Genomic DNA, 24,785 nt, shown 5'->3' on the forward strand with positions numbered 1-24,785 from the left:
GGCCATGCCTGAAAGAACGATCGCTCTTGTCATACACGATGGGGTTCAGGCGCTTGATGTCGCCGGGCCGCTCGATGTGTTTGTGGAAGCGAACGAATCTGTCGGCGCTGATCAGCGCTATGTGATCCGCGTGGTCGGTCCGGATCGCGGCGTGGTCCATGCCTCCAACGGGCTGGCGATGGTGCCCGATCTGGGCTTTGCCGAGGCCGGTTGCGCGTTCGACACCGTGCTGGTGGCAGGCGGGCCGTCGCTGCCCGCGCAACAATCGACCGATCCGGCCATGTTGGCCTGGCTGTGCGACTGGGCGGTGCGTGCCGGGCGCTATGGATCGATCTGCACCGGTGCGTTTGTACTGGGCCGGGCGGGGCTGCTCGATGGCAAGACGGTCAGCACGCACTGGAAACATGCCGACCGGCTGGCGCGCGAATTTCCCGCCGCGATCGTCGAACCCGATCGCATCCATGTGCGCGACGGGCGCCTGATCACGTCGGCGGGGGTGACCGCGGGGATCGATCTGGCGCTTGCGCTCGTGTCCGAAGACCACGGCGCCGACGTCGCGCTGGCTTGCGCGCGGCAACTGGTGGTCGTGGCGCAGCGCCAGGGCGGCCAGTCGCAGTTCAGCCCGATGCTGGTGCGCCCCGCGCCGCCCGGTTCGGCGCTGGCGCGTTTGCATGACCATGTGCAGCATCACTTGCGCGATGCGCTGCCGATCGAACGGATGGCAGCGGTCGCCGGGGTCAGCCCGCGCAGTCTGGCGCGGCTTTTTGCCGAGGAACTGGCCACCACACCGCACGAATTCGTGTTGAACGCGCGTATCGATCTGGCACGCAATCTGCTGGAAAGCAGCGATCTTCCGCTCAAGCGGATTGCATTCGAGTGCGGCTTTGGCAATGCGGAACGCATGCGTGCGGTGTTCCAGCGGCGGCTGGGTATCAGCCCGTTGGCCTATCGCGGCAGTTTTCCGGCTTCACCGCGCCCGGCGGCGACCCCTCCCTCGAAAATGGCAAGGCCGTGATGGACCAGTTGGCGACGATCCACATCATCGACGATGATGACAATGTCCGCACTTCGCTCGATCTGCTGCTGCGGTCGGCGGGGTATCGCACGCGGCTGTATGGCGCGCTCGATGATTTCGCGCCGGCCGAGGCGGGGCAGGACCTTGGCTGCATCCTGCTCGATGTGCGCATGCCGGGTGCCAACGGGCTGGAATTTCACGAAGCACTGGCGCGGCAGGGCACGCGGCTGTCGGTGATCATGATGACCGGGCACGGCGATATCCCGATGTCGGTGCGCGCGATGAAGGCCGGGGCGATCGATTTCCTGCCCAAACCGTTCGAAACCGACCAGATGCTCGATGCGGTCGCCACCGCGCTGGAACGCGATCGCGAACGGATCGAACAGACCAGTTCGCAGGCCGATCTGCACGACCGGTTTGCCTCGCTCAGCATGCGCGAGCGGCAGGTCATGGCGTTGGCCACGGCCGGGCGGATGAACAAGCAGGCGGCGTTCGAGCTTGGGCTGAGCGAGATCACCGTCAAAGTCTATCGGCGGCTGGCGATGCGCAAGATGAATGCCAGGACGCTGGCCGATCTGGTGCGCATGGCCCAGACGCTGGGCCTGACACCCGAAAGCCTGGCCCGTGAAGTGCCGGATCAATGATCCCGATCGAGCGCGCTTGCGACACATTCGACCAGCGCGTCGGGTTCGAACGGCTTGTTCAGCAGACCCCACGGGTTGCTGGCGCGCGCGCGCTTCAGCACGTGGTCTTCGGCGCGGGCGGTCACCAGGATGACCGGCGTGCCGGGCGCCATCGCGTCGATCCAGTGTTTGAGGTCGACGCCGTCCATCCCCGGCATCTGGATATCGGTGATCACGCACAGCGCCGCGGCTATCGCACCCGACGCCAGAAAATCTTCGGCACAGCCGTGCCCGCTCGTGCAATAGCCGCACGAGCGCAGCAACTGGTCGATTGCTGTGCGCAAGACCTCGTCATCTTCTACAATCGCGATCAACGGCCCGCTGGCCATGAGCCTTTGTCCTTCCAGTCACGGCGGTCCTCCTGCCGTGTCTTGCCGCCCTGCCACCGCCGGGGGCAAAGGCCAATTATACATACGTGTCGCGATTTCGGATCAACGACAGACACCACGGAGCAATCGTTTGGACGCTGATCCCACCGGTGCGCCGGACGACCTGTTGCAGCGGTTGCGCGACAGCGAATACCGCTACGCCAACTTGTTCAATGCGGTCCCCGCCTGTTTCTGGGAAATCGATTTTCGCCAGGGTGGTGCCATGCTCGATGCGTTCGGGCTGACCGATCGGGCGGCCCTGGCGCACTGGCTTGGCGATGGCGCCAATGTCCGCGCACTGCTGCGGGCCTCACGCGTGGTCGATTGCAACCAGCGCGCGGCAGACGTGTTCGGGCGGGGTGACAAGGCCGAATTGCTGGACACGATCGCGCCGTTCTGGCCCGAGGCCAGCTATCCGGTGTATACGCAATCGCTCGGTGCGTTTCTGGCCGGAGAGCCCAGCTTTTCCGCCGAAACGGTGATGACCAACCTGACCGGCGAACGCCGCGACGTGCTGTTTACGGCCTGTTTTCCGGCCGAACTGGCGCGCGATGCGACAATGCTGATCGGCATCGTCGATCTGACGCAGACCAGGCGCGTGACCAACGCCTTGCGTCTGGCCAATATCCGCGCCGAAACGCTGGCCGAGGCGCAGGCCTTTTCGTTCTGGCAACTCGATACCAGCGCCACCAATCGCATGATCGCGGATTTGCGCGCACAAGGCGTGACCGATCTCGGCGCCTATATGCAGGCGCACCCCGAATTCGTCGAAGCCGCGATCGATGCCACCATCGTCACCGACATCAACCAGAAAAGCGTCGAACTCTATGGGTTGAAGGACAAGACCGAGGCGATCGGCAAAAGCATTCGCAGCTATTGGCTGCCGGGCCGGTTTGAAGCGATCATGGGCAGTCTGGAGGCGGGTTTCAACGGCAAGCCCCAGTACCAGAAAGTGACCCAGACCTGCACCGCCGACGGGCGGGTGCTGGACTGCCGGTTCTGGATGGCCGCGCCGATGGAAATGCGCGCCAGCGGGACGGTCATGGTGGCGATCCAGGATCTGACCGAGGAAAATGCCGCGCGCCGCGAAATCGAACGCTTGCGCGAAGGGCTGGCCCATGCCGGGCGGGTGCTGATGCTGGGCGAATTTACCGCCTCGATCGCGCACGAGATCAACCAGCCGTTGACCGCGACGCGCGCTGCGGCATCGGCGGCGCAACGCTGGCTGGCGCAGGACCCGCCCAATCTGGAACAGGCCGCTGCTGCATTGGCCAATATCGCCCAAAGCGCGCACCGCGCCGGGCAGATCATCGATCGCGCGCGGGCAATGGCGATGCGCCATCAACCCAAACGCACGCTGGTCGACGTGCGCGATCTGGTTGCGGAAACCATCGCCTTTGTTGACCGCGAATTGCAGGTGGCAAGGGCGCGCGCGGTGGTCTCGATCGCCCCTGTTATCCCCGATATCGTGATCGACCGCACCCAGATCCAGCAAGTGCTGGTCAATCTGCTGATCAATGCGTTGCAGGCGATGGACCAGGCACAGTCACCGACACGCACCATCGAAGTGACCGTCCGGCCCGAAGGCGTCGACAAAGTCGGCTTTTGCGTGCGCGACAATGGGCCCGGGCTCGATCCCGCCACGATCGACCGCCTGTTCGATCATTTCTTCACGACCAAGCACGAAGGGATGGGGATCGGCCTGACGATCTGCCAGTCGATCATCGAAGCCCACGGCGGACGGATCGTTGCGCGCAATGTGGTGGGGGGCGGGGCGGAATTCAGCTTTGCGCTGGGCACCTCGCCCCCCGCCGGCGACGTGTGATCAGGCCGCCCAGCGCGACCCGCGGATCACGCTGCAGAAGTTGCCCTTGACGAACGTCGGGTCCTTGTCGGCGATGACATCGCCCTTGACGTTGCCAAAGGTGGTGTCGGGACGGTGCTTGATACCGTCATAGAACGCCTGGATGATGTCTTCCTTGAAATGGGCACTGCGCGGAAACGCCGCCACCACGGCTTCGCGCATGGTATCGGCATAGTCCCCGTAAGTCAGTCCGAGCACGTCCATTTCAACCCCGGCGGTGGTGAGCGCGATCACCGGGTGCATGAATTCTGGCACGCCGGGCGTGGTGTGCAGCGCGATTGCGGTCCACACCGTGTCGAGATCGGATTGGGGAATGCCGTGGCTGCGCAGGAAATCGCGCGCGGCGAAGGCGCCGTCGACTTCGAAACGATGATCGTGGCTGGCATGGTCGTGCATCAGGCCCAGATCGTGGAACATCGCGGCGGCATAGAGCAGTTCGGCATCGAAGGTCAGGCCACGCTGTTTTCCGGCCAGCGCACCGAACAGATAGACCCGGCTGGAATGGTTGAACAACAGTTCGGTTTCGTTGTCGCGGACATAGTCGGTAATCGCCCGACCCAGTGCGCTGTCAGGGATTTTCACGCCGTCGATTCCGGCTTTTATGTCAATGTTCGTGGCCATCTTGGTCTCCAATCCTGGTGTGCAGACTGCCGAAAGGTCACCACGTCGGCAGAACGGGCGAAGTTTATCTGTTCGGCGCGATGTTCTATTCTTGCAGATATGCTGAAATGGCTCTGCGCCAACACCGCCGATATTGCGGTTTTCCTGCACGGATACAACGCGGGCGATGCCCCAAATATTGCCAAAGAGCCCAGCTTTCATGCCAACAGCAAACGGGTCGTTCGCGGGGAGCAGGCGCGCCTGCTCCCCGCATGGGTCAGGCCAGCAGCGGCTCGCCGACCGGGGCATGATCGTGGTGCGGAACCGCGCCATCCACGTTTTCGGCCGGGGGCTCTATCCGGAACCACATGGCATAGAGCGGTGGCAGAAAGATCAGCGTGAGCGCCGTGCCGCCGATCGTGCCGCCGATCAGGGTATAGGCCAGCGAACCCCAGAACACCGAGAACGTCAGCGGGATGAACGCCAGCACCGCCGCCAGCGCGGTCAGGATGACCGGGCGGGCCCGCTGGACCGTCGCCTCGACAACCGCGTGATAGGGTGAATACCCGTCATGCTCGTTGGCGTGGATCTGGCCGATCAGGATCAGCGTGTTGCGCATGATGATCCCGGCAAGCGCGATGATCCCGAGGATCGTGTTGAACCCGAACGGCTGGTGAAAGATCAGCAGGGTCGGGACCACGCCAACCAGGGCCAGCGGTGCCGTCAGCAGCACCATGGCCATGGCCGACATCGACCGCAGCTGGAAGATGATCACCACCATCATCAGGATCAGCATGACCGGGAACACGGCCGCCAGTGCGACATTGGCCTTGGCCGATTCTTCGAGCGCGCTGCCGGTTTCGATTTTGTAGCCGTCGGGCAGGCTCTTCACGAGGGGCTGGATATCCTTGATCACCTGGTTGGCCACGTCGGGCGGTTGCAGATCGTCGGCCACGTCGCCTTCTATGGTGATGGTCACCAGCCGGTCGCGACGGTGCATGATCGGGCTTTCGTCACGAATGTCGATATGGCCGATCTGGTCGAGCGGAACGCGCTGGCCATTGGCACCCTGGAATGTGAAGGCGTGCAGCTTGGCCGGATCGAGCCGGTCCGAACCGCCCGAACGCGCAATCACTTCGACCTGGCGGATATCTTCACGCACCACGCTGACCGGAACGCCCGTGAGCAGGAACTGCAATTGCTGGGCGGCATCGTGCGAGGACAGACCGATGGCGTGCAGACGGTCCTGATCGAGCACGAAATGTGTCGACGGTACGCGTTCGCCCCAGTCGGAGTTGACCTGCCGCATGCCCTTGTTGGCCAGCATGATGGTTTGCAGCTTGCCGGCGATCTCGCGCACGGTCGCCTCGTCCGGGCCCATCACCCGGAATGACACCGGGAAGTGCGAATAGGGGCCGAACACCAGCTTGGTTACGCGGATCCGTGCTGCGGGGGCCAGTCCCTGCGCCGCGGCCTGCCGTGCGCGCGCGATCAGCGCCTCGCGTTCCTTTTCGCTGCCGGTCAGGATGACCAGCTTGGAAAACGACGGATCGGGCAATTCGGGTGACATCGCCAGATAGAAGCGTGGCGGGCCCTGGCCGATATAGCTGGTGACAATCTTGGCCTCGGGCTGCTTTTTCAGCCAGGCTTCGACCGCGAGCACGTTCTGTTCGGTCTGGTTGATGCTGCTGCCTTCGGGCATCTGCACTTCGAGCAGCACTTCGGGCCGGTCGGACATCGGGAAGAACTGCTGTTTGACCAGGCCCATGCCTACAAATGCGACCAGAAAGATACCGACCACCCCGGCCACGACTTTTTTGCGGTTGTGGACGGTTCGGGCGATCAGGCGGCGCAACCGCTGGTAATTGGGTGTGCCGTAGATCGCCTCGTGGCCGCCCTGGATGGCCTTTATCGCGGGCAGCAACTTGACCCCGAGATAGGGCGCGAACACCACCGCGACGACCCACGAGGCAAGCAGTGCGAACATCACCACCCAGAAAATGTTGCCGGCATATTCACCGGCGGCCGACTGGGCAAACCCGACCGGCATCAGCCCGATCGCGGTGACCAGCGTGCCCGCCAGCATCGGCGCCGCCGTGGTGCGCCAGGCGCGCCCCGATGCGGCGATCCGGTCGTGCCCTTCTTCCAGGCTGACGACCATCGATTCGACGACGATGATCGCATCGTCGACCAGCAGGCCCAGCGCAAGGATCAGTGCCCCCAGCGTGATGCGATCGAAATCGCGGCCCGAAACCAGCATGATCACAAACACCGCCGCCAGTGTCAGCGGCACTGCCGCGGCCACCACGATGCCCGAGCGAAAGCCCAGGCTGGCCAGGCTGACGATGATCACCACACCCAGCGCGACGAAGAACTTGATCATGAATTCGTTGTAGGATTCCTTGATGTTGACCGCCTGGTCGGTGACTTTGATAAAGGACACCCCGACCGGCATCGCGGCCTGGATCTTCTTTGCCTCGGTTTCCAGATCCTTGCCCAGCGCCAGACCGTTGTAGCGGTCCTTCATCACCACGCCCAGCAGCAGCGCGGGTTCACCCTGGTTGCGCACCAGGAACGTGGCGGGGTCTTCATAGCCGCGATGGACTTGCGCGATATCGGCCAGTTTGACGGTCTTGCCACCCACCGCGATCGGTGTGTCGCTGATCTTGGCGATCTGGTCGAACGCGCCGTCGAACCGCGCGACCACGGTGGGGCCACGTGTTTCGATCGACCCACCCGGCGTCACCACGTTCTGGTCGTTGAGCGCCTGAAAGATCTGTTGCGCGGAAATCCCCAGCGCGGCCAGTTTCTGATAGTTGAATTCGACGAAGATCTTTTCGGGCCGTTCGCCGATGATGTTGACTTTCTTCACCCCCGGGACGTGCAGCAATTGCTGGCGCAGCAGTTCGGCCTGGCGCACCAGCTCGCGCTGCGGGACGCCGCGCGCTTTCAGCGCGTAAAGGCCGAAGGTGACGTCGGAATATTCGTCGTTGATGAACGGTCCGAGCACGCCGGGGGGCAGCTTGAGCTGTTCATCGCCCAGCTTTTTGCGCGCCTGGTAGAATTCCTCCGGCACTTCCTTGGGCGGGGTGTTGTCGCGCAAGGTCAGCGTGGTGAACGCCAGCCCGGGCCGGGTGAACGTTTCCGAACGATCATACCATTTGAGTTCCTGCATGCGCTTTTCAAGCGGTTCGGCCACCTGGTCCTGCATTTCCTGCGCGGTCGCGCCAGGCCAGACGGTGTAGAATGTCATCGCCTTGATGGTGAAGCTGGGGTCTTCGGCGCGACCCAGCTTGTTGAAGGCAAAGAAGCCCGAGATAAAGATCGCGATGATCAGGAACAGCGTGACCGAACGTTCCCTGACCGCCAGCGCCGACAGGTTGAAGCCGCCGCTTTTCTGAATGGGGGTTGGCGCGGTCATTGCAGTGCTCCCAGCTTGGTGTTGGCGATCACCACCGGTTCGCCTTCGTGCAGCAGGTGTGCGCCCAGCGCGACGAAGCGCTGACCGGGGGTCAGACCGCCTGCGACAGTGGCGGTTTCTTCGCCCAGCGCGGTGACCGTGACCGGGGTCCAGTGCACGGCCTTGCCCGCTTTGCCATCGACCACGACCCACACGCCGGGGCCGTGGCCGGTGTCAAAGAGCGCGCTCAGCGGAACTTCGCGGGCGGTCACGGCAACCTGGCCTGGGCTTGCCAGGGCGATGCTGACGGTCGAGCCGAGCGGGGCATTGGCGGCGGCCCCTTCGAGCACATAGCGTGCATCGAACGTGCGGGTCAGCGGGTCGGCGGCATCGGACAACTGGCGCAGCCGCGCCGTGCCGGTCACGCCCGACCCGCCGAACAGCACGGCGCTGGCGGTCGAACCGATTGCCGGGCGGATCGTTTCGGGCAGGCTGATGGTGGCTTCGCGCGGACCGGCATGGGCCAGCTTGACCACGACCTGACCCGCCGCGACCACCTGGCCGGGCTCTGCCAGCGTTTCGACGCCAACGCCGTCGGCATCGGCGACCAGCACCGAATAGCTTGCCTCGTTGCGTGCCACGCCGGCCTGGGCAACGGCGGCATCGAGTTGCGCGCGCGCGGCATCGGCATCGGCCTTGGCCTGGTCATAGCGCGATGCGGAAACCGCACCGGCGGCGACCAGATCGTGATAGCGCTTTTCATCGGCGGCGGTCTGCGCCGCGCGGGCCTTGGCCGCCGCCACGGTGTTGGTCGCGGCCGTGGCGCCAAGGGCGTAGTCGGTGCGGTCGATCCGCATCAGCGGCTGCCCCTTGTGAACGGTCTGGCCGGTGTCGACCAGGCGTTCGATGATCTTGCCCGGAACGCGAAAGCCAAGGTCGCTCTGGACCCTGGCCGACACCACCCCCGTGAAGGTGCGTTGGTCACCGGCACGGGTTGCGGAAATCGTGGAGGTTTCAACCAGCGCGGGGCCTGTGCGCGGATCGACGGGTTGCTGGGTGCACGCCGCCAGGGCCAGCAGGCCGGTCATGGCGAAGGCGCGCGTCTTGGTTCGATTGAGCGGCGAAATCATAGGGTCCTCCCGTAAGCGGGATTGAAGTGGGTTCGAGTGACCGATTCGTCAATTGGTCACTAATCCGTTTTCTGGAATCCGGCTTGCAAAAACCACCTTCAAGCTAACAAGCTCGCGTCCTTGCCGTTTAAATGCCATCGCAGGCATCGTGAAAAACCGGCCGGGCAATTGACATTTAATGACCAAAATATACATTGGTCACAAGCGGCTCATGCGAGCCAAATCCAATGCCATTTCGTCCCAGGATCGAGATCGACCATGCGCCTACACCCTGTTTCAACGCCTCTCGTGCTCGCGATCGCGCTGGGCGGTTGTGCGGTCGGGCCGAATTACGTTCGTCCCCAGCTCGATGCGCCAAAGACCTTTGTCGGCAGTGCGGATATTGTCGCCCGCCAAGGGGTGCAACCGGTCGACCTGACGCGATGGTGGGACGGCTTTCATGATCCCTTGCTGACCAGCCTGGTCGATGAGGCCGAACGCAACAATCTTGACGTGGCGCAGGCGCTTGCCCGCGTGGGGCAGGCCAAGGCCGGGCTCAATGCCGCGACGGCCACGCTGTTGCCGTCGGGCGGGGTTCAGTCGGATGTTACCCGCACACGCAATTCCGACGATGTCCCGCTTGGTGCGGTGGGGCGTGAACTTGGCTTTGCGCGCGATTATACCACGTATGAAGGCGATCTGACCGCCAGTTGGGAAATCGACGTGTTCGGCGGTTCGCGGCGCGGGCAGCAGGCCGCCGCGGCCAGCTATCAGGCATCTTCGGCAGGCGCGGTTGCCGCACGGCTGGCGGTCGCTGCGCAAGTGGCTGATACATATGTGCTGATCCGCGGCTTGCAACAAAGGCTGGCGATCGCCCGCGAACAGGTCGACACCCAGCGCAAACTGGTCGACACGGTGCGCCTGCAATACAGCAAGGGTATCGCGGCGGATCTGCAGGTGCATCAGGCCGAAGGCGCGCTGGCCCAGGTCAAAAGCACCATTCCCGTGCTCGAACAGGGGCTGATCGATGCAATGAATGCGCTCGACGTGCTGCTTGGCGCGCAGCCGGGCACCATACGCACGCGGCTGGTGGCGGTGCAGCCGATCCCGGTGGCCCCCTCGATTGCCGATGCCGGCGGGCCTGCCGACTTGTTGCGGCGGCGGCCCGATATCATCATCGCCGAACGCCGTCTGGCCGCAACGAATGCGCAGATCGGGCAGGCGATGGCCGAATATTATCCGAAAATCTCGCTTTCCGGTGCGCTCGGAACGGCCACCTCGATCGGCAGCGGCAGTCTCTTCAGCGCCAACGCCACCCAGGCCCAGGGTACCGCCGGGCTGCGCTGGCGGCTGTTCGATTTTGGCCGCATCAATGCCGAGATCAAGGCCGCACGCGGCGCCAATGCCGAAGCGCTGGCATCCTATCGCCAGACCGTGCTGCGCGCGTCGGAAGATGTCGAGGATGCGTTCACCGCGCTGGTCAAGCGCGATAGCCAGCAACAGGTGCTGGCCGACGGGGCGCAATCGCTGGCCCGCGCGCGCGACCAGTCGGAGATCGCGTACAAAGGCGGCATTGTCAGCCTGATCGAAGTGCTCGACGCGGATTCACGCCTGTTGCAGACGCGCGATGCCCAGGCCCAGGCCCAGACAGAAGTGGCCCGCGCGGCGATATCCTCGTTCCGCGCGCTCGGTGGTGGCTGGAACCCGCCCGCGCAACTGGCGCAAAAATGAGGCGCGGCTGATCCGGCGTCCCGGTCCGGTTGTCAGGCCGGCACCAGCCAGCCCCACACCAGCCACAGATTGGCCGCGCTGATCAGGGCAAACAGCGCCCAGCCGAGCGCCTGCATCACCGGCCCGCTGGCATGGCGGCCCATGATCGCGCGATTGCCGGTGAAGCGCAGCAGCGGCCAGATCGCAAAGGGCAATTGCAGCGACAGCACCACCTGGCTGAACACCAGCAGCGTGCCCACGGCGCGGTCGCCCGTCCACATCAGCCCGGCCAGCGCGGGCACCAGCGCCAGACCGCGCGTGATCACACGGCGCTGCCAGCAGGGGATCTTCAGATCCAGAAAGCCTTCGAGCACGACTTGCCCGGCGATCGTGCCGGTAAACGTGGCGCTCTGGCCGGATGCGAACAGCGCGATGCCGAACAGCATCGCCGCCGCGCCTGCGCCGGTGATCGGGGTCAACAGGCGCCAGGCGTCGTCGATCTGCGCGACATCGGTATGGCCGGTGGCGTGGAACGCGGCGCCCGCCACCACCAGGATCGCGCCGTTGACCAGCGTCGCCAGCGCCAGGGACACCGTGGTGTCGAGCCCGGCCAGCCGCAATTGATCGGTCAGATCGGCCTGCGTGGTGCCATCGCGCCGGGTCTGCACCGCGCTGGAATGCAGATAGAGATTGTGCGGCATCACCGTGGCGCCCAGAATGCCGATTGCCAGATAGAGCGCTTCATGATCGCCCAGACGGCGCGGCGCGGGGATCATGCCGTGTGCCACCGCATGCCAGTCGGGATGGACCAGCGCCAGTTGCGCGACAAAGCAGACCGCGATGGTGGTCACCAGCCCCAGCACGATCGCCTCGATCTGCCGGAAACCATGGCCTTTCAGCCCCAGCACGATCAGCGTGTCGAACCCGGTCAGCACCACGCCAGCCCACAGCGGAACGCCGATCAGCAGATGGAACGCCAGCGCCGCGCCCAGCACTTCGGCAATGTCGGTGGCAACGATCGCCAGTTCGGCCAGCAGCCACAGCACCAGTCGCGCGGGCCGCGGATAATGGTCGTGCGCCATCTGCGCCAGGTCGCGCCCGGTCACCAGCCCCAGCCGCATCGCCAGCGCCTGCAACAGCAGCGCCGCCAGCCCGGTTCCGCCGACCACGAACAGCAGACCATAGCCAAAGCGCGATCCCGCCTCGATGTCCGTGGCCCAGTTGCCCGGGTCCATATAGCCGACCGCCACCAGCAGGCCGGGCCCGGCCGACAGCGCGGCGCGTTTCCACAGTGGCGCGCCTGGGGGCACGCGGATGCTGCCCTGGACTTCAGACGGGCAGAACGGGGCCGAGGCGACTTGTGGCAATCGGCTGGTCAGCCATTGCCACGGCGCAAGGGAAACGGTCGGCATCCGTCAGGTGCGCGGGGCGACTTGGGGCCGGGTCATCGCGCGCGGATCGACTACGCGGTCAAATGCCTCGGCACTGATCGCACCCAGCGCCAGCGCCGCCTCGCGCAGCGACAAGTCGTGTTCGCTGGCGTGGTGGGCAATCGCGGCGGCCTGGTCATAGCCGATCACCGGGGCGAGCGCGGTTACCAGCATCAGCGAACGATCGACAAAAGTGGCAATCCGCGCGCGGTCAGGCTCGATCCCTTCGACACAGAAGGCGCGGAAATTGGCGCTGCCTTGCGCCAGCAGCGTGATCGATTGCATGATGTTGTGGATCATCAGCGGTTTATAGGCATTCATTTCAAGCGTGCCGCCCGCACCGCCGATCCCCACCGCGACATCGTTGGCCATCACTTGCGCGCAGATCATGGTCATCGCCTCGATCTGGGTGGGGTTGACCTTGCCCGGCATGATCGACGATCCGGGTTCGTTTTCGGGCAGGATCAGCTCGCCGATGCCGGCGCGCGGACCGCACGCCAGCAGGCGGATGTCGTTGGCGATCTTGCTGAGCGAGACGGCCAGCGTGCGCAACCCGCCCGACAGGTGGACAAGGGCATCATGCGCGCCCTGGACCGCAAACTTGTTGGGCGCGCTGACAAACGGCAATCCGGTAAACGCGGCGATTTCGGCGGTGGCGGCTTCGGCAAAGCCGGGTTCGGCGTTGATGCCGGTGCCCACCGCCGTGCCGCCCAGCGCCAGTTGCGCGATCCCGCCCAATGCCGCCTCGATCCGGGCGATGCCATCGGTCAGCATCACGGCATAGCCCGACCATTCCTGCCCCAGTGTCAGCGGGGTGGCATCCTGCATATGGGTACGGCCGATCTTCACGATATCGTCCCACGCCCCGGCCCGGTCGGCGATGGTATCGCGTAGCGCGGCAATCGCCGGGACCAGCTCGTGCGTCACGCCCAGCGCTGCGGCAATCGACATCGCGGTGGGAAAGCTGTCGTTGGAACTTTGCGCCATGTTGACGTGATCGTTGGGGTGCAGCGGGGTCTTGCTGCCCAGCGGCGTGCCCGCAATCTGGCTGGCACGGTTGGCGATCACTTCGTTGACGTTCATGTTGAACTGCGTGCCGCTGCCGGTCATCCACACGTGGAGCGGGAACATGTCGGCATGCTGCCCGGCCAGCAACTCATCGCAGATCTGCTCGATCAACGCGGCGCGCGTCTCGTCGAGCCGTCCGCTGGCGTGGTTGGTGCGGGCGCAGGCGCGCTTGATGATCGCAAAGGCACCGATCAGCGCGCGCGGCATTAATTCGACGCCGATGCTGAAATAGCGCAGGCTGCGCTGGGTCTGCGCACCCCACAGCCGGTCGGCGGGCACGTCGATCGCGCCCATGCTGTCATGTTCGGTGCGGAACTGGGGCATTGTCGAGGCTCCTGCCGGATTGGGGGGCGGGCGCTGGCGGCCACACGCCATCGCTGCATGCCCCCGGATCACCAACCTTGCGATCTATATCTGCGTATAGGGCAGAGCTGTTGAGGGCAATTGCCGAACCGCCACCCGGGGCGGCAACGCCCCGGGTGGCGGTGCATGGCGTCAGGCGACGTTGATCGTGACCGTGATGTTGCCGCGCGTGGCGTGGCTGTACGGGCAGATCGTGTCGGCTTCGGCTACCAGCGCTTCGGCATCGGCGCGTTCCACGCCGGGCAGGGTGATGGTCAGTTCGACTTTTAGGCCAAAGCCCTTGTCGGCGCGCGGACCGATCGACACCGTGGCACTGACGGTGGTGTCGGCAGGCACGCGCGGCAGGGCCTTGTCCTGCGAGGCGGCGAATTTCATCGCGCCCAGGAAACAGGCGGAATAGCCGGCCGCGAACAGTTGTTCGGGGTTGTTGCCCTTGCCGGTGCCGCCCATTTCCTTTGGCGTGCCGAGCGTGACGTCGAGCGCACCGTCAGTGGTGGCTGCATGGCCATCACGGCCGCCGGTTGCAGTGGCGGTGGTCGAATAGAGGATCGTGTTCAACATGGGATATGTCCTTTTGCTTGGGGGGATCAGTTGGCAAAAATGGTACGGAGGAAATCAACCGACTGTGCGACCGCACCACGCACGGCAGGTGTCTGGGCAATGGGGTTCAACAGCAGAAAATCGTGGATCGTGCCGTTGTACCGCACCGATGTGACAGGTACGCCTGCTGCGGCGAGGTGGCGGCCATAGCTTTCGCCTTCATCGCGCAGCACGTCGTTTTCATCGACGATCAACAAAGTCCGGGGCAGGCCGCGCAACTGGTCGGCGCTGGCATTGATCGGCGAGACATGGATGTCGGCGCGGGCGGCATGGTCGGGCAGATAGGCATCCCAGAACCATTCCATCGCCTTGCGGGTCAGCCAGGGTCCATCGGCGAACTGCGTGTACGAACCCGAAGACATCGACGCGTCGGTGACCGGATAGATCAGCAACTGTCCGGCCAGGCGCGGCCCGTGGCGGTCCTTGTCCAGCAGCGCGGTTACCGCGGTCATGTTGCCGCCCACGCTGTCGCCGACCAGCGCGATGCGGCTGGCATCGGCGCCGAATTCATCCGGGTGCGCCGCCACATAGGTCAGCGTGCCGTAGACTTGTTCGATCGCGACGGGATAGCGCGCTTCGGGTGAGCGGTCGAAATCGACGAACACGATCACCGCATGCGCGCCGACCGACAGTTCGCGCACCAGCCGATCGTGGGTGGTCTTGCTGCCCAGCACCCAGCCACCACCATGCGAATAGATCACCACCGGCAACGCGCCGGTCGCGCCTTCGGGGCGATAGATGCGCACGCTGGTCTTGCCCGACGGGCCGACCGGCAGGACGCGGTCTTCGAAGCTGGCGGGGGCGAGCGCAACGGTCACCGATTTCTGCGCGCCTTCGAGCACGTCGCGCGCGGCAGGCACTGGCAGGGTATAGATCGGCTTGCCGCCCGCCAGGCTGTCGATGAATGCCTGCGTGGTGGGTTCCAGCTCGGCGGCAAAGGCGGGAACCGCAGCCAGCGCGGCGGCGGCAACGGTCAGGGTGGTGAGGGTCTTGGGCAGTTTCGGCATGGCTTGTCTCCGGTTAAACATCGTACACGACTAGATCGTGTGCGATGTATATAGGCCGATTCGCTGCAGATTGCAACGCTTGCGATTAAGTCGGGTACGATATATATTGCAGGCATGGATCAGACCCCACCCCCACCGGCCCCGTTCGAGGGCTTTGCCTGCTTTTCGGTCTATGCCGCCGGGCTGGCGTTCAACCGTGTCTACAAACGCCTGCTCGACCGGTTCGGGCTGACGTATCCACAATATCTGGTGCTGGTCGCACTGCGCGGGACCAGCGGGCGCACGGTTGGCGAACTCGGCGATGCGCTGTTTCTCGATTCAAACACGCTGACCCCGATGCTGAAGCGTATGGAAACGACCGGCCTGGTGGCGCGCAACCGTGACAGCGTCGATCAACGCGTGGTGCGGGTCAGCCTGACCGAGCAGGGGGCGCAAGTGGCGCAAGAGCTGACCTGCATCCCGCACGACGTCACGGTGGCGTCGGGCATGACACCCGAAGCCCTGTCGGCGCTCGAAGCGTCGCTCAACGTGCTGACCCAGCACTTGCGCAATTCCGCCTGAGCGCGGGCGCGGCTTCTGCGATTGTCGCGTGCCAGGAAAAAAGGGGGCGCCAATGAATCGGGACAAGCTTCATTGGCGCCCCCCTGTCAGCCGCACACCGGGGCAGGGTGGGGGGGCGTCGGGGCGGCTGAGTGTGACTGCAGGCCAGACCGCAGATAGGCAGGCGCCGGGGCGGGCGCTTGCGCACACGTTTCTTGGGATACCTGCCGGTTTGGGGTGGGGTGGGGCGCCGGCAGGTGCTCCGTGAGATTGGATCTACGCCGATGTCGCGCCGCGATCTTTGCAGAAACCATCAAAATTGCTGAAAACGGCTGCGGACTGGCGCTCGCCTTGTCGGGGTGGGCGGCGTCAGAAACAGTTGGGCGCGTTTGCAAGCTGTGCGACCAGCAAGCCGGGATCGTAGAACGCGATGCGCAGCCGAACCACCCGCGCATCGACAAAATCCCAATGTTCGAAAATCATCGTGGTGCTGGTGGTGCCGGCAATGCCGATCTCGATCGGTACGCCGACATGGCCCCCCTCGGCGGCCATGCCGAGGTAATCAAGCCGGGCGAAATCCAGCACATCTGGCAAGTGATCCAGCAGTGCAAGAAACCGCGCTTTGCCGAAGATGCCGCCCCACGGCAGGAACGCAGGCAGGAACAGTTCGAAATCGTCGGAGAGATGTTCGGCAAGGCGGGCAATCGAGCCACGTCCGGCGCCGTCATGCAGGGCTTTTACAATCGCCTTGCACCGGGCAGCCGTGTCGGTCGATTTCGCCATAGCGCGCATCCTCTCCTGCTTGACCTGCCCGTCAGGGACGGCCGCACGCCGATCGCACCGATCTGTGGCGCGTGCGCGGCATAGTAGGGCAGACAGGGCGATCTGCGTGAGGTCAAATATGCCACCATTTCAGCCATGTGCCGCTAACAGCCGGTCGCATGCTGGATCAGCCCCGGGCCGGGCCCGTATTCGCTCGGCAGGGTACGGGCGGACAAATCCGCCAGAAACACATTGCGAACGTGTGTAATCGGCTGTAAAACCGCGGTCTTATCTGTCATTTCTGCGCAACCCGTTGAACAAGTGACTGTTTGCGGGGGGCATCGCGCTTTTATGACAGACTTACGGCGCTGAGGGGGCAAGTGGCCGACCAGAAATCCTCGGTAGTCGAGGAAACATTCCGTTTTGGCCCGTTTGCGTTGTTCCGCGGATCGCGCGTACTGATCAGGGAAGGGCAGAAAGTCCGGATCGGGGGCAGGGCGCTCGATATCCTGATCGCGCTCGTCGAAAAGAGCGGCGAAGTCGTCTCCAAGGAAGACCTGATCACCACGGCGTGGCCCCACACATTCGTCGATGAAAGCAACTTGCGCGTCCATATCGCCGCGCTGCGCAAGTTGCTGGGCGAAGGATTTGGCGGTGATCCCAGTCTCGTCAACGTCGCGGGGCGCGGGTATCTGTTCACGCCCGCCGTTGATCGCTCGCTCGTTGCGGAAATGCCGCCACCGGCCCTGGCCTCAGCCCCTGCTGCACCGGACAAAGTCCACCGCCTGATCGGTCGCGACGAGATTGTCCAGTCGATCGCCGCACAGGTCGGCCGGCACCGCCTGATCACCATCGCCGGTCCCGGCGGGGTCGGCAAGACTTCGGTGGCCCTGGCGGCAAGCGCGCTTGTGGAAGAACGGTCACGACCGCATTGTTTCGTCGATCTTGCATCGATCAGCAGTCCCGACCTGCTGCCGTCGGCGATTGCCGGCGCGCTTGATGTGGCGGTGCTGACGCGCGATCCGGTCAGCAATCTGGTGGCCTTTCTCGCCGACAAGTCGCTGCTGCTCGTGCTCGACAATTGCGAACACCTGGTTGATGCGGTGGCCGCGCTGGTTGAATTGTTGATGCCCCGCGTGCCGGGCATCGCCTTCCTGCTGACCAGCCGTGAACCGCTGCGGGCGAATGCGGAGCTGGTCGTGCGGTTGCAACCGCTCGAGGTGCCGGGGGCGGATGTGGTGCTCGATGCGGCGAGCGCGGTCGGCTATCCTGCAATCCGGTTGTTCGTAGAGCGAGCGACCAGCAGTTCGGACAGCTTTGAATTCGGTGACGGCGAAGTGGCCTCCGTCGCGGAAATCTGCCGCCGCCTCGACGGGTTGCCGCTGGCCATCGAACTGATTGCCGCACGTGTCGACTTGTTCGGCATCCGGGCACTGGCGACCGATCTGAGCGCCCGGCTGATGCTCGGCGCGCGCGGTGAGCGCGGCGCCCAGCCGCGCCAGCAATCGATCCGTGCCGCGCTCGATTGGAGCCACAACCTGCTCAGCCCGGTGGAAAAGCTCATTTTCCGGCGGCTGTCGGTTTTTCGCGGGCTGTTTTCGCTCGAATCTGCGGTTGAAGTGATCGCCGACGCAGCGGTGACGACGGACGAAGTGCTCGACGCCATGGATATCCTGACGGCCAAGTCGCTGGTCGGCACCGACACGGGCGGCGCCCGTCTGCTCTACCGCCTGTTGCACGTCACGCGCATCTATGGCGGCGAAAAACTGACTGAAAGCGCCGAAACCGAGCTGATGGCCCGCCGTCACGCGCGCCATTTCCGCGATCTGCTGACCACCGCCGAAGCGCAGTGGGAGACTTTGACCCGCCAGCAATGGCTTGATGTCCACGGCTATGTGATCGAGGACGTGCGCGCCGCGCTGGACTGGGCGTTTGGCGCGTCGGGCGATCTTGAAATCGGCGCGCAACTGATCACCGCGTCGCTGCCGTTCGGCTTTCAGTTGTCACTGATGGACGAATTCAAGGTCCGGGCGGAACGCGCGCTCACTCTGCTCGACACCGGGCATTCGGCGGTCTCACGGCTGCGGCTGATCACTGCACTGATCCAGTTCGCGCTGGGCTCGGCGGTGGACGAGGCGACGCTGCAGGCGCTGTTCGATCGTTTTGACAGCCTGAGCGTCGATGTCAGCGAGACCAAGTTCAAGATCGAACCGCTGCTGGCGCGCGCGATCTACCTGATCGAGCGCGGCGAAAACGATGCGGCGCTCGACGAAGTGGTGCGTATCGGGCACAGCGCGCGCGAGGCGGCCGATCCGCTGGGCGTGCTGGCGACCGAACGGATCGAGGCCCAGGCGCAGTTTTTCGTGGGCAATTTTCCGCAGGCGCGCGCGACGGCCGAACGCGTCATTCGCCATCCGGCGCGCACGATCCCGCTGCTGTACAGTTCGACCACGGTCGACCGGCAAATTACCATGCGGATCATCATCGCCCGCGCGCTGTGGATCGAGGGGCATGTCGATCAGGGCATCGATCTGATGGCCCAGACGATGGACATGGCCTATCGCGACGGGCCCTTGCCGATCACATTTGCGCTGGCGATGGGGGCTTGCCCGATTGCATTGTGGTCCGGCGACCGGGTGGCGGCGCAACGCTATACCGACGAACTTCTGACTTATAGCCGCCGCTACACGCTCGAACGCTGGGAACGGCTGGGCGAAGGGTTTGCAGCGACGCTCGACCGCATCGACACGCCACCGCGCAACGATCACGGTCTGGGCCTGTCGATTGCCGAGCCGGTCAGCGAACTGCATCGCATGCAACTGGCCACCATCGATGCGCACTATCTGAACGATGCGCTGGCCGCGCAAGCCGAGCAGGGGCTGTGCGGGTGGTGCAATTCCGAAATTCTGCGCCTGTGCGGCGAGCGGGCGCTGCAACGTGGTGGCGCCGGGGCGCGCGAAACGGCGCAGCGCTATTTCGAAAGCGCGATTGCCGCAGCCACCAAGCAGGGCGCGCTGTCTTGGCAATTGCGCGCAACCATCAGCCTGGCCATGTTGTGGCAGGGCCAGCACCGCGCCGCCGCGGCCGGCGCGGTGCTCAAGGCGACACTGGCGCGCTTTTCCGAAGGCTTCGGTACGACCGACCTGATGCGGGCAAGGGCCTTGCTCGATCAATTGGAGCCCTGAGCGGCTGCAGTCCCTGCCCAGCTAGGTAATCATTCTTATGAATGATCCTCAGTATAACTGGCGATATGATTTCGGGATGAAATTTATCATGGGTGTGCAAGACTGAGCACCGCTCTGATCAAATATCGCGAAATTAATAAAAGGTTTAGCATATCGACAAATTGGAAGGTGTTTGAATGTGAAGCAGGCGCGCCATTCCAGTCCGGAACCCGATCAAATATTGTCTGATGAGCTGAGCCGGGATGGTTTCGGCACCATCTTTCACACGGCTCCGTGCGGAATGTTGCTGGCCAATGGCGGTGGTTGCATCATCGCGGTCAATGAACGTCTGACAGATCTGTTCGGATATTCCGAAGCCGAATTGATCGGGCAACCGATCGAGATGCTGTTGCCGCAGCGGTTTCGTGCCGGGCATGTCGCGCAACGCGACGGCTATGCGGCGGCACCCACGGCGCGCGCGATGGGCCAGGGCCGCGATCTGACCGGGCGCCGCAAGGATGGTGTCGAATTCCCGCTCGAAATCGGGCTCAGCTCCATCGCGATCCCGACCGGACAGGTCACTTGCGCGTCGATCATCGACATCACCATGCGCCTGAAAAGCGAACTCCGCCTGCGCGAGGCCAATGCCCAGCTCGAAGAATTCACGTATGTGGCGTCGCACGATCTGCGTTCGCCCATTCGCGGCATTGCCAATCTGATCGAAATGGTCCGCGAAGATCTTGGCGAACAGGCTGGTCCGCTGGTCCTGCGCAATCTTGTGCGGATGGAAGAGCGGGTAAAGAGCATGGAATTGCTGATCCGCGATCTGCTGACATATGCGCGGGCGGGCAATCAGAAAGGCAAGAACGAACCGATCGATCTGCGTGAACTGGTGCTCGAGGTGATCAAGATGGAGGCGCCGCACGCCGACTTCACCATCATCCTGGATATCACCGACCAGATATTCGAAGGGCCACGTTCGCCACTGTCCACCGTCATTCGCAATCTCTTGTCCAATGCGATCAAGCATCACGACCGGCCCAACGGCACGATCACCATCCGCTGCGCGCTTGACGATGCGCAGTGTACCATCGACGTTATCGACGATGGGCCCGGAATACCCGAATGCGCCCACGCGCGGGTGTTTCGCCTGTTCCAGACATTGTCCGCATCGCAACGGCAGAACAGCGGTCTTGGATTGGCGATGGTCCAGCGCCTGGTCGAGCGGCATGGCGGCAAGGTTCAGCTCGAAAGCAATGACCAGGACCGCGGCGCGTGGTTTCGCGTGATCTGGCCGCGCTTTGCAAGGGCCGACCGGGATGATTAATGCCGGTCTCGACATTCTGGTGGTCGACGATGACGATCTTACGGTCGAAATGGTCGAGCGATCGGTGGCCCGGATCACGGCCGGCAATTCCGCGTTGCGGTTCTGCTTTCATGCCGCCAATGACGGCACGCAGGCGCTGGAAATGTTGCGCGACAATTCGGTCACTCGACCGAACATCATCCTGCTCGATTTGAACATGCCCAGGATGAACGGGTTCGAATTTCTTGACGAAATTCGAAAAGATCGCAAACTGTCCGATAGCGTCATATTTGTCATAACCACATCCGACAGCGATTATGACCGTGCCCGCGCCTATCGCGAACATGTTGCCGGATACATCGTCAAATCCTTTGTCGGCCCGCAATTCAACCGGGTCGCCAACCTGATCGCCACGTACAATTCCGCCATACGATTGCCGGAATGAAGGGGCCGGATCATGACGATGCACCCCTTGCGGATACTTGCAGTCGATGATGACGATGTCGATCGGGATTTCATGGTGCGTATGCTCAATCGCACCGGCAAAGGCTATCTGGTCGAGACCGCGCAATCGATCGACGATGCGCGCAGCGAGTTGTCGCAGTCGGAATTTGACTGTGTCTTGCTCGATTACAATCTGAATGGCCTGAAGGGTCTGGATCTGATCCCGGATATTGCCACGCATCGACAGGAAATCTGCCCGATAATCCTGATCACCTTGCACGATGAAGATGAATTGATTGTCGAGGCGATCCGTTGCGGTGTGGATGATTACATCCCGAAACCCCGCCTGCATCCGCGCCGTCTGCAGGAAGTCATCGACAAGGCCCTGGCCCGGTCGGTCAAGGAGGACGAGCGTCGAAGGGAGGAAGCGCGCTTTCGCGAACTGACCGACACCATCCAGCGCGATTATGAACAGACGTTGCTGAGCGCGGCGGAACGCGCCGAAAGCGCGATGCGCGCAAAGACCCTGTTTGTTGCCAACATGAGCCATGAAATTCGCACACCGCTCAACACGATCATCGGGCTGGGCTATCTCCTCAAGAAGACTGTTCTGGACGATCGGCAGGACGATCTGGTGGATCAGATCAAGATTGCCAGCAAGTCGCTGCTTTCCATCGTCAACAACGTGCTCGATACGTCAAAGCTCAGCTCGAACAGCATGGCGATCGAAAATGTGGCCTTTTCGATCCGTGGCCTGGTCGAGGATTTGCGCAAGATGGGCGAGGTCCAGATCGGGGCCAAGCCAGTCACGCTTGTCACCGATGTGGCCGCGTCGGTTCCCGCACGGATCATGGGCGATCCGATGCGGTTGCACCAGATCCTGCTCAACCTGCTGACCAATGCCATCAAGTTTACTGCAGCGGGCGAAGTCTCTGTCACGATCGACCATGTCGAGGCCGGGCCGTCGGGCGAGGGCGCGGACGATGCCCCGGGCCTGCACCCGCCGATCCTGCGGATCGCGGTGCGCGACAGCGGCATCGGCATCGATCCGGCCATACTCAACCAGGTGTTCGAACCGTTCAGCCAGGCGGACACGTCGACCACCCGCAAATACGGGGGGACCGGGTTGGGCCTGTCGATCGCCCGCGATCTGACGCACCTGATGGGGGGGACGATCGGGGCCAGCAGCCAGCCGGAGGTGGGCAGCGAATTCTGGCTGGAAATGCCGTGCGTCTGTGCCAATGCCAGCGACGTTCCGGCGGTGATCGGCGAAGCCACGCATGATCCGGACGAACGGCTGGCCGCCATGCGGATATTGCTGGTCGATGACTGCGAAATCAATCTCGACATTGCCGCGCAGATCCTGCGTCTGGAAGGCGCGGTGGTCGATACCGCCGTCAACGGCCAGCGCGCGGTCGAGGCCGCGCTGGCGCCCGACGCACAATTCGACATTATCCTGATGGATTTGCAGATGCCCGTGCTTGATGGCGTCGATGCCTTCATGCGCATCGAGGGCGTTCTGGGCAATCGGCGACCGGTCGTTCTGGCGCTGACCGCGGCGGCGCGCAGCGATCATGGCGCGGTAGCCCCCCAAGGCATGGACGGCGTCATCTGCAAACCTTTTGATGTCGACGATCTGATCACGACCATTCAGGAGTCCGTCGTCAGCCGCAAACGGCAGGTCCAGGGTCGGCAGCCCGCGCCGCGAGTCCCTGTCCTGGTCGATTGCGCGCAGGAATGGCCGTCGATGACCTGTATCGACATTCCCGACGCCAGGCGGCGGTTTGCCGACAACTGGCGGCTGTTTCGCCTGTCTGTCGACAAGCTGTGTGACGAATATCGCGATCTGCCGGGGCTGCTCAACATGGTCGACATGACCCGGGCCTGTCAGCGCATGCATCGGCTGAAGGGCACTGCAGGCATGATCGCGGCAACCGCGTTGCAGGCCGCCGCGCGCGATGCCGAAATGGTCTGCCGCGAGGGATCGCGCCAGGCGCTTGTCGAACCCCTGGCCAAAGTGCTTGGCCAATTACAGAAATTGCAATCCGAACTGCATGCGGTTCAGCGTCAGGGCGCGCGGCCGGGCCGGATTGCGCTTGCTTCGGACGATTGCGGGACATTCGATCATGGCACGCATCATCTACATTGAGGATGATCCTCTGGCCGGCGAAGTGGTGACCGGCATCCTCAACGATGCCGGGCATCACTGTGGCACGATCCCCGATGGCAAGCTGGCGCTCGACACAGTGCGGTTCAAAAAGCCCGAAATGGTGATTGTCGACCTGCAGTTGCCCGGCTTGTCGGGTTGCGAAATCCTGCGCAAGTTGCGGGTCGAGCCAGGCATCTACTGGATGCCGATCCTGGTTCTGACCGGTGCGATCGACGATCATGCCCACCAGCAGGCGCTGGAAGCCGGCGCCAACGCGGTGCTGACCAAGCATGCCACGGCGCAGGAACTGGTCGATCGCGTGAATTGTGTTCTGCATTCCAATGCTCTGGCCAGAAAATGACCCGGTCGGGCGTCTTGTCGCAACTGACCGGAACGCCCGAGATGCAGGCGCGCTTCCTGGCGCGCAAAGCGGCCTTTGCCGACAGCCTGATGAATTTCCGGGCGGAATATTGTCATGACCAACAGCGCTTTGCCGATCTGCTTGGCAACCTGCACAAATTTTCGGGCATCGCGGGGCTGTTCGGTGCCGGGCGGCTGGGTGTGCTGGCGGCCGATGGTCATGAAACGCTGCGCTCGGCCGCGCCCGGGCAGCGCGCGACCCTGATCTGCGCGCTGCAGCGGGCCGTCCAACAGGAACTGGAACGCTGATGGCGCATATCCTTGTGGCCGATGATGACGATATCGTCGCGGACATTCTACTAAGGGCGCTGGAAAGCGCAGGCCACCTGGCCGCGCGGGTGGACAATGGCCCCGATGCCGTGCGGGTGGTGCAAAGCCGGTGTCCCGACCTGATGATCCTCGACTACGACCTGCCGCTGCTGCACGGGTTGGGCGTCCTGCGGGCCATCCGCAACCGGCACGACACACGGGCTCTGCCGGTGGTCATGCTGACCGCCAGTCGCAGTCGCGAGGACGAGAATATCGCGACCTATGTCGGCGCAAACGCTTATTTGCGAAAGCCCTGCGATCCCGACTATCTGATTTACAGGGTAGAGGACCTGCTGGACACAATTCATGCCAGAAATGCGATGAAAGATAAAAAATCGATTTAAGGAATATATAATTTTACCGATATTTTTAGATAATATTAACCAGAAAAATATGTATTTTCCTGCTTTGTGACAGCGGATTTCGGAACGTATTTTTGTCAGTCTGATGAAAGGAACGCAGTGTCTTGAACAT

The 24,785-nt window shown here is 63.4% G+C and carries 21 protein-coding genes; 12 read left to right on the forward strand and 9 right to left on the reverse strand.

From position 1 onward, the window contains the following. Both AQZ49_RS16210 and AQZ49_RS16215 read left to right on the forward strand, forming a co-directional pair. The coding region (locus tag AQZ49_RS16210) for a GlxA family transcriptional regulator (protein WP_369819149.1) at positions 1–1,015 on the forward strand (1,015 nt) is incomplete at its 5' end. Then, the gene (locus tag AQZ49_RS16215; RefSeq protein ID WP_067617913.1) at positions 1,015–1,659 is read left to right on the forward strand and encodes a response regulator transcription factor; all 645 of its coding nucleotides are present in this window, start codon (positions 1,015–1,017) and stop codon (positions 1,657–1,659) included. The genes AQZ49_RS16210 and AQZ49_RS16215, both read left to right, overlap by 1 nt. On the opposite strand, the gene AQZ49_RS16220 is transcribed toward AQZ49_RS16215, so the two are convergent. Next, positions 1,653–2,027 carry a response regulator gene (locus AQZ49_RS16220; RefSeq protein ID WP_067617916.1) on the reverse strand — a complete coding sequence of 125 codons (375 nt, stop codon included), beginning with the start codon at positions 2,025–2,027 and terminating at the stop codon, positions 1,653–1,655. The genes AQZ49_RS16215 and AQZ49_RS16220 overlap by 7 nt on opposite strands. A 130-nt stretch (positions 2,028–2,157) precedes the next feature. On the opposite strand from AQZ49_RS16220, the gene AQZ49_RS16225 reads away from it, so the two are divergent. Then, the gene (locus AQZ49_RS16225; RefSeq protein WP_067617919.1) at positions 2,158–3,891 is read left to right on the forward strand and encodes a sensor histidine kinase; all 1,734 of its coding nucleotides are present in this window, start codon (positions 2,158–2,160) and stop codon (positions 3,889–3,891) included. Here AQZ49_RS16225 and AQZ49_RS16230 read toward each other — a convergent pair whose 3' ends face one another. The 3 genes from AQZ49_RS16230 to AQZ49_RS16240 form a co-directional block, all read right to left on the reverse strand. After that, a complete protein-coding gene (locus AQZ49_RS16230; protein ID WP_067617922.1) occupies positions 3,892–4,551 on the reverse strand; it encodes an HD domain-containing protein in 660 nt (219 codons plus the stop codon). Between the two features lie 256 nt (positions 4,552–4,807). Beyond that, the gene (locus AQZ49_RS16235; RefSeq protein ID WP_067617925.1) at positions 4,808–7,951 is read right to left on the reverse strand and encodes an efflux RND transporter permease subunit; all 3,144 of its coding nucleotides are present in this window, start codon (positions 7,949–7,951) and stop codon (positions 4,808–4,810) included. After that, complete coding sequence (locus AQZ49_RS16240; protein WP_067617929.1) at positions 7,948–9,060, reverse strand: efflux RND transporter periplasmic adaptor subunit; 1,113 nt, start codon at positions 9,058–9,060, stop codon at positions 7,948–7,950. The genes AQZ49_RS16235 and AQZ49_RS16240 overlap by 4 nt, the downstream gene beginning before the upstream one ends. 258 nt (positions 9,061–9,318) lie before the next feature. On the opposite strand from AQZ49_RS16240, the gene AQZ49_RS16245 reads away from it, so the two are divergent. After that, complete coding sequence (locus AQZ49_RS16245) at positions 9,319–10,770, forward strand: efflux transporter outer membrane subunit (RefSeq protein ID WP_067617932.1); 1,452 nt, start codon at positions 9,319–9,321, stop codon at positions 10,768–10,770. A gap of 32 nt (positions 10,771–10,802) precedes the next feature. Here AQZ49_RS16245 and AQZ49_RS16250 read toward each other — a convergent pair whose 3' ends face one another. From AQZ49_RS16250 to AQZ49_RS16265, 4 genes are all read right to left on the reverse strand, one after another. Next, a complete protein-coding gene (locus tag AQZ49_RS16250; RefSeq protein ID WP_067617935.1) occupies positions 10,803–12,161 on the reverse strand; it encodes an Nramp family divalent metal transporter in 1,359 nt (452 codons plus the stop codon). A gap of 3 nt (positions 12,162–12,164) precedes the next feature. Then, positions 12,165–13,571: a class II fumarate hydratase gene (gene fumC, locus AQZ49_RS16255; RefSeq protein ID WP_067617938.1), complete on the reverse strand. Its 1,407-nt coding sequence runs from the start codon at positions 13,569–13,571 to the stop codon at positions 12,165–12,167. 171 nt (positions 13,572–13,742) lie between these two features. Continuing rightward, entirely contained in the window at positions 13,743–14,171 is a 429-nt protein-coding gene (locus AQZ49_RS16260; RefSeq protein ID WP_067617941.1) for an organic hydroperoxide resistance protein, read from the reverse strand. A gap of 26 nt (positions 14,172–14,197) precedes the next feature. After that, complete coding sequence (locus AQZ49_RS16265) at positions 14,198–15,217, reverse strand: alpha/beta hydrolase (protein WP_067617944.1); 1,020 nt, start codon at positions 15,215–15,217, stop codon at positions 14,198–14,200. A 114-nt stretch (positions 15,218–15,331) separates the two neighbouring features. Between AQZ49_RS16265 and AQZ49_RS16270 the strand changes: the two genes are divergently transcribed. Then, positions 15,332–15,778, forward strand: a complete 447-nt coding sequence (locus AQZ49_RS16270; protein ID WP_067617948.1) for a MarR family winged helix-turn-helix transcriptional regulator — start codon at positions 15,332–15,334, stop codon at positions 15,776–15,778. Between the two features lie 348 nt (positions 15,779–16,126). Here the strand turns inward: AQZ49_RS16270 and AQZ49_RS16275 are convergent, their stop codons facing one another. Then, positions 16,127–16,540: a nuclear transport factor 2 family protein gene (locus tag AQZ49_RS16275; RefSeq protein WP_067617951.1), complete on the reverse strand. Its 414-nt coding sequence runs from the start codon at positions 16,538–16,540 to the stop codon at positions 16,127–16,129. 359 nt (positions 16,541–16,899) lie between these two features. Here AQZ49_RS16275 and AQZ49_RS16280 point away from each other — a divergent pair, with 359 nt between their 5' ends. The 7 genes from AQZ49_RS16280 to AQZ49_RS16310 all read left to right on the forward strand — a co-directional run bounded on the left by AQZ49_RS16280 (position 16,900) and on the right by AQZ49_RS16310 (position 24,655). Then, positions 16,900–19,704, forward strand: coding sequence for an ATP-binding protein (locus AQZ49_RS16280; RefSeq protein WP_067617953.1), 2,805 nt, complete (start codon positions 16,900–16,902; stop codon positions 19,702–19,704). Between the two features lie 178 nt (positions 19,705–19,882). After that, positions 19,883–21,010, forward strand: coding sequence for a sensor histidine kinase (locus AQZ49_RS16285; RefSeq protein ID WP_255355428.1), 1,128 nt, complete (start codon positions 19,883–19,885; stop codon positions 21,008–21,010). After that, positions 21,003–21,434, forward strand: coding sequence for a response regulator (locus tag AQZ49_RS16290; RefSeq protein WP_067617960.1), 432 nt, complete (start codon positions 21,003–21,005; stop codon positions 21,432–21,434). Before AQZ49_RS16285 ends, AQZ49_RS16290 begins: the two co-directional genes overlap by 8 nt. Before the next feature lie 12 nt (positions 21,435–21,446). Then, positions 21,447–23,582, forward strand: a complete 2,136-nt coding sequence (locus AQZ49_RS16295) for a hybrid sensor histidine kinase/response regulator (protein ID WP_067617963.1) — start codon at positions 21,447–21,449, stop codon at positions 23,580–23,582. Further along, positions 23,560–23,943, forward strand: coding sequence for a response regulator (locus AQZ49_RS16300; protein WP_067617966.1), 384 nt, complete (start codon positions 23,560–23,562; stop codon positions 23,941–23,943). Before AQZ49_RS16295 ends, AQZ49_RS16300 begins: the two co-directional genes overlap by 23 nt. Next, entirely contained in the window at positions 23,940–24,251 is a 312-nt protein-coding gene (locus AQZ49_RS16305; protein WP_067617969.1) for a hypothetical protein, read from the forward strand. The genes AQZ49_RS16300 and AQZ49_RS16305 overlap by 4 nt, the downstream gene beginning before the upstream one ends. Further along, complete coding sequence (locus tag AQZ49_RS16310) at positions 24,251–24,655, forward strand: response regulator (RefSeq protein ID WP_067617972.1); 405 nt, start codon at positions 24,251–24,253, stop codon at positions 24,653–24,655. The genes AQZ49_RS16305 and AQZ49_RS16310 overlap by 1 nt, the downstream gene beginning before the upstream one ends. Positions 24,656–24,785 lie beyond the last annotated feature (130 nt).

Source organism: Novosphingobium sp. FSW06-99 (assembly GCF_001519065.1).
Taxonomy (GTDB): Bacteria; Pseudomonadota; Alphaproteobacteria; order Sphingomonadales; family Sphingomonadaceae; genus Novosphingobium.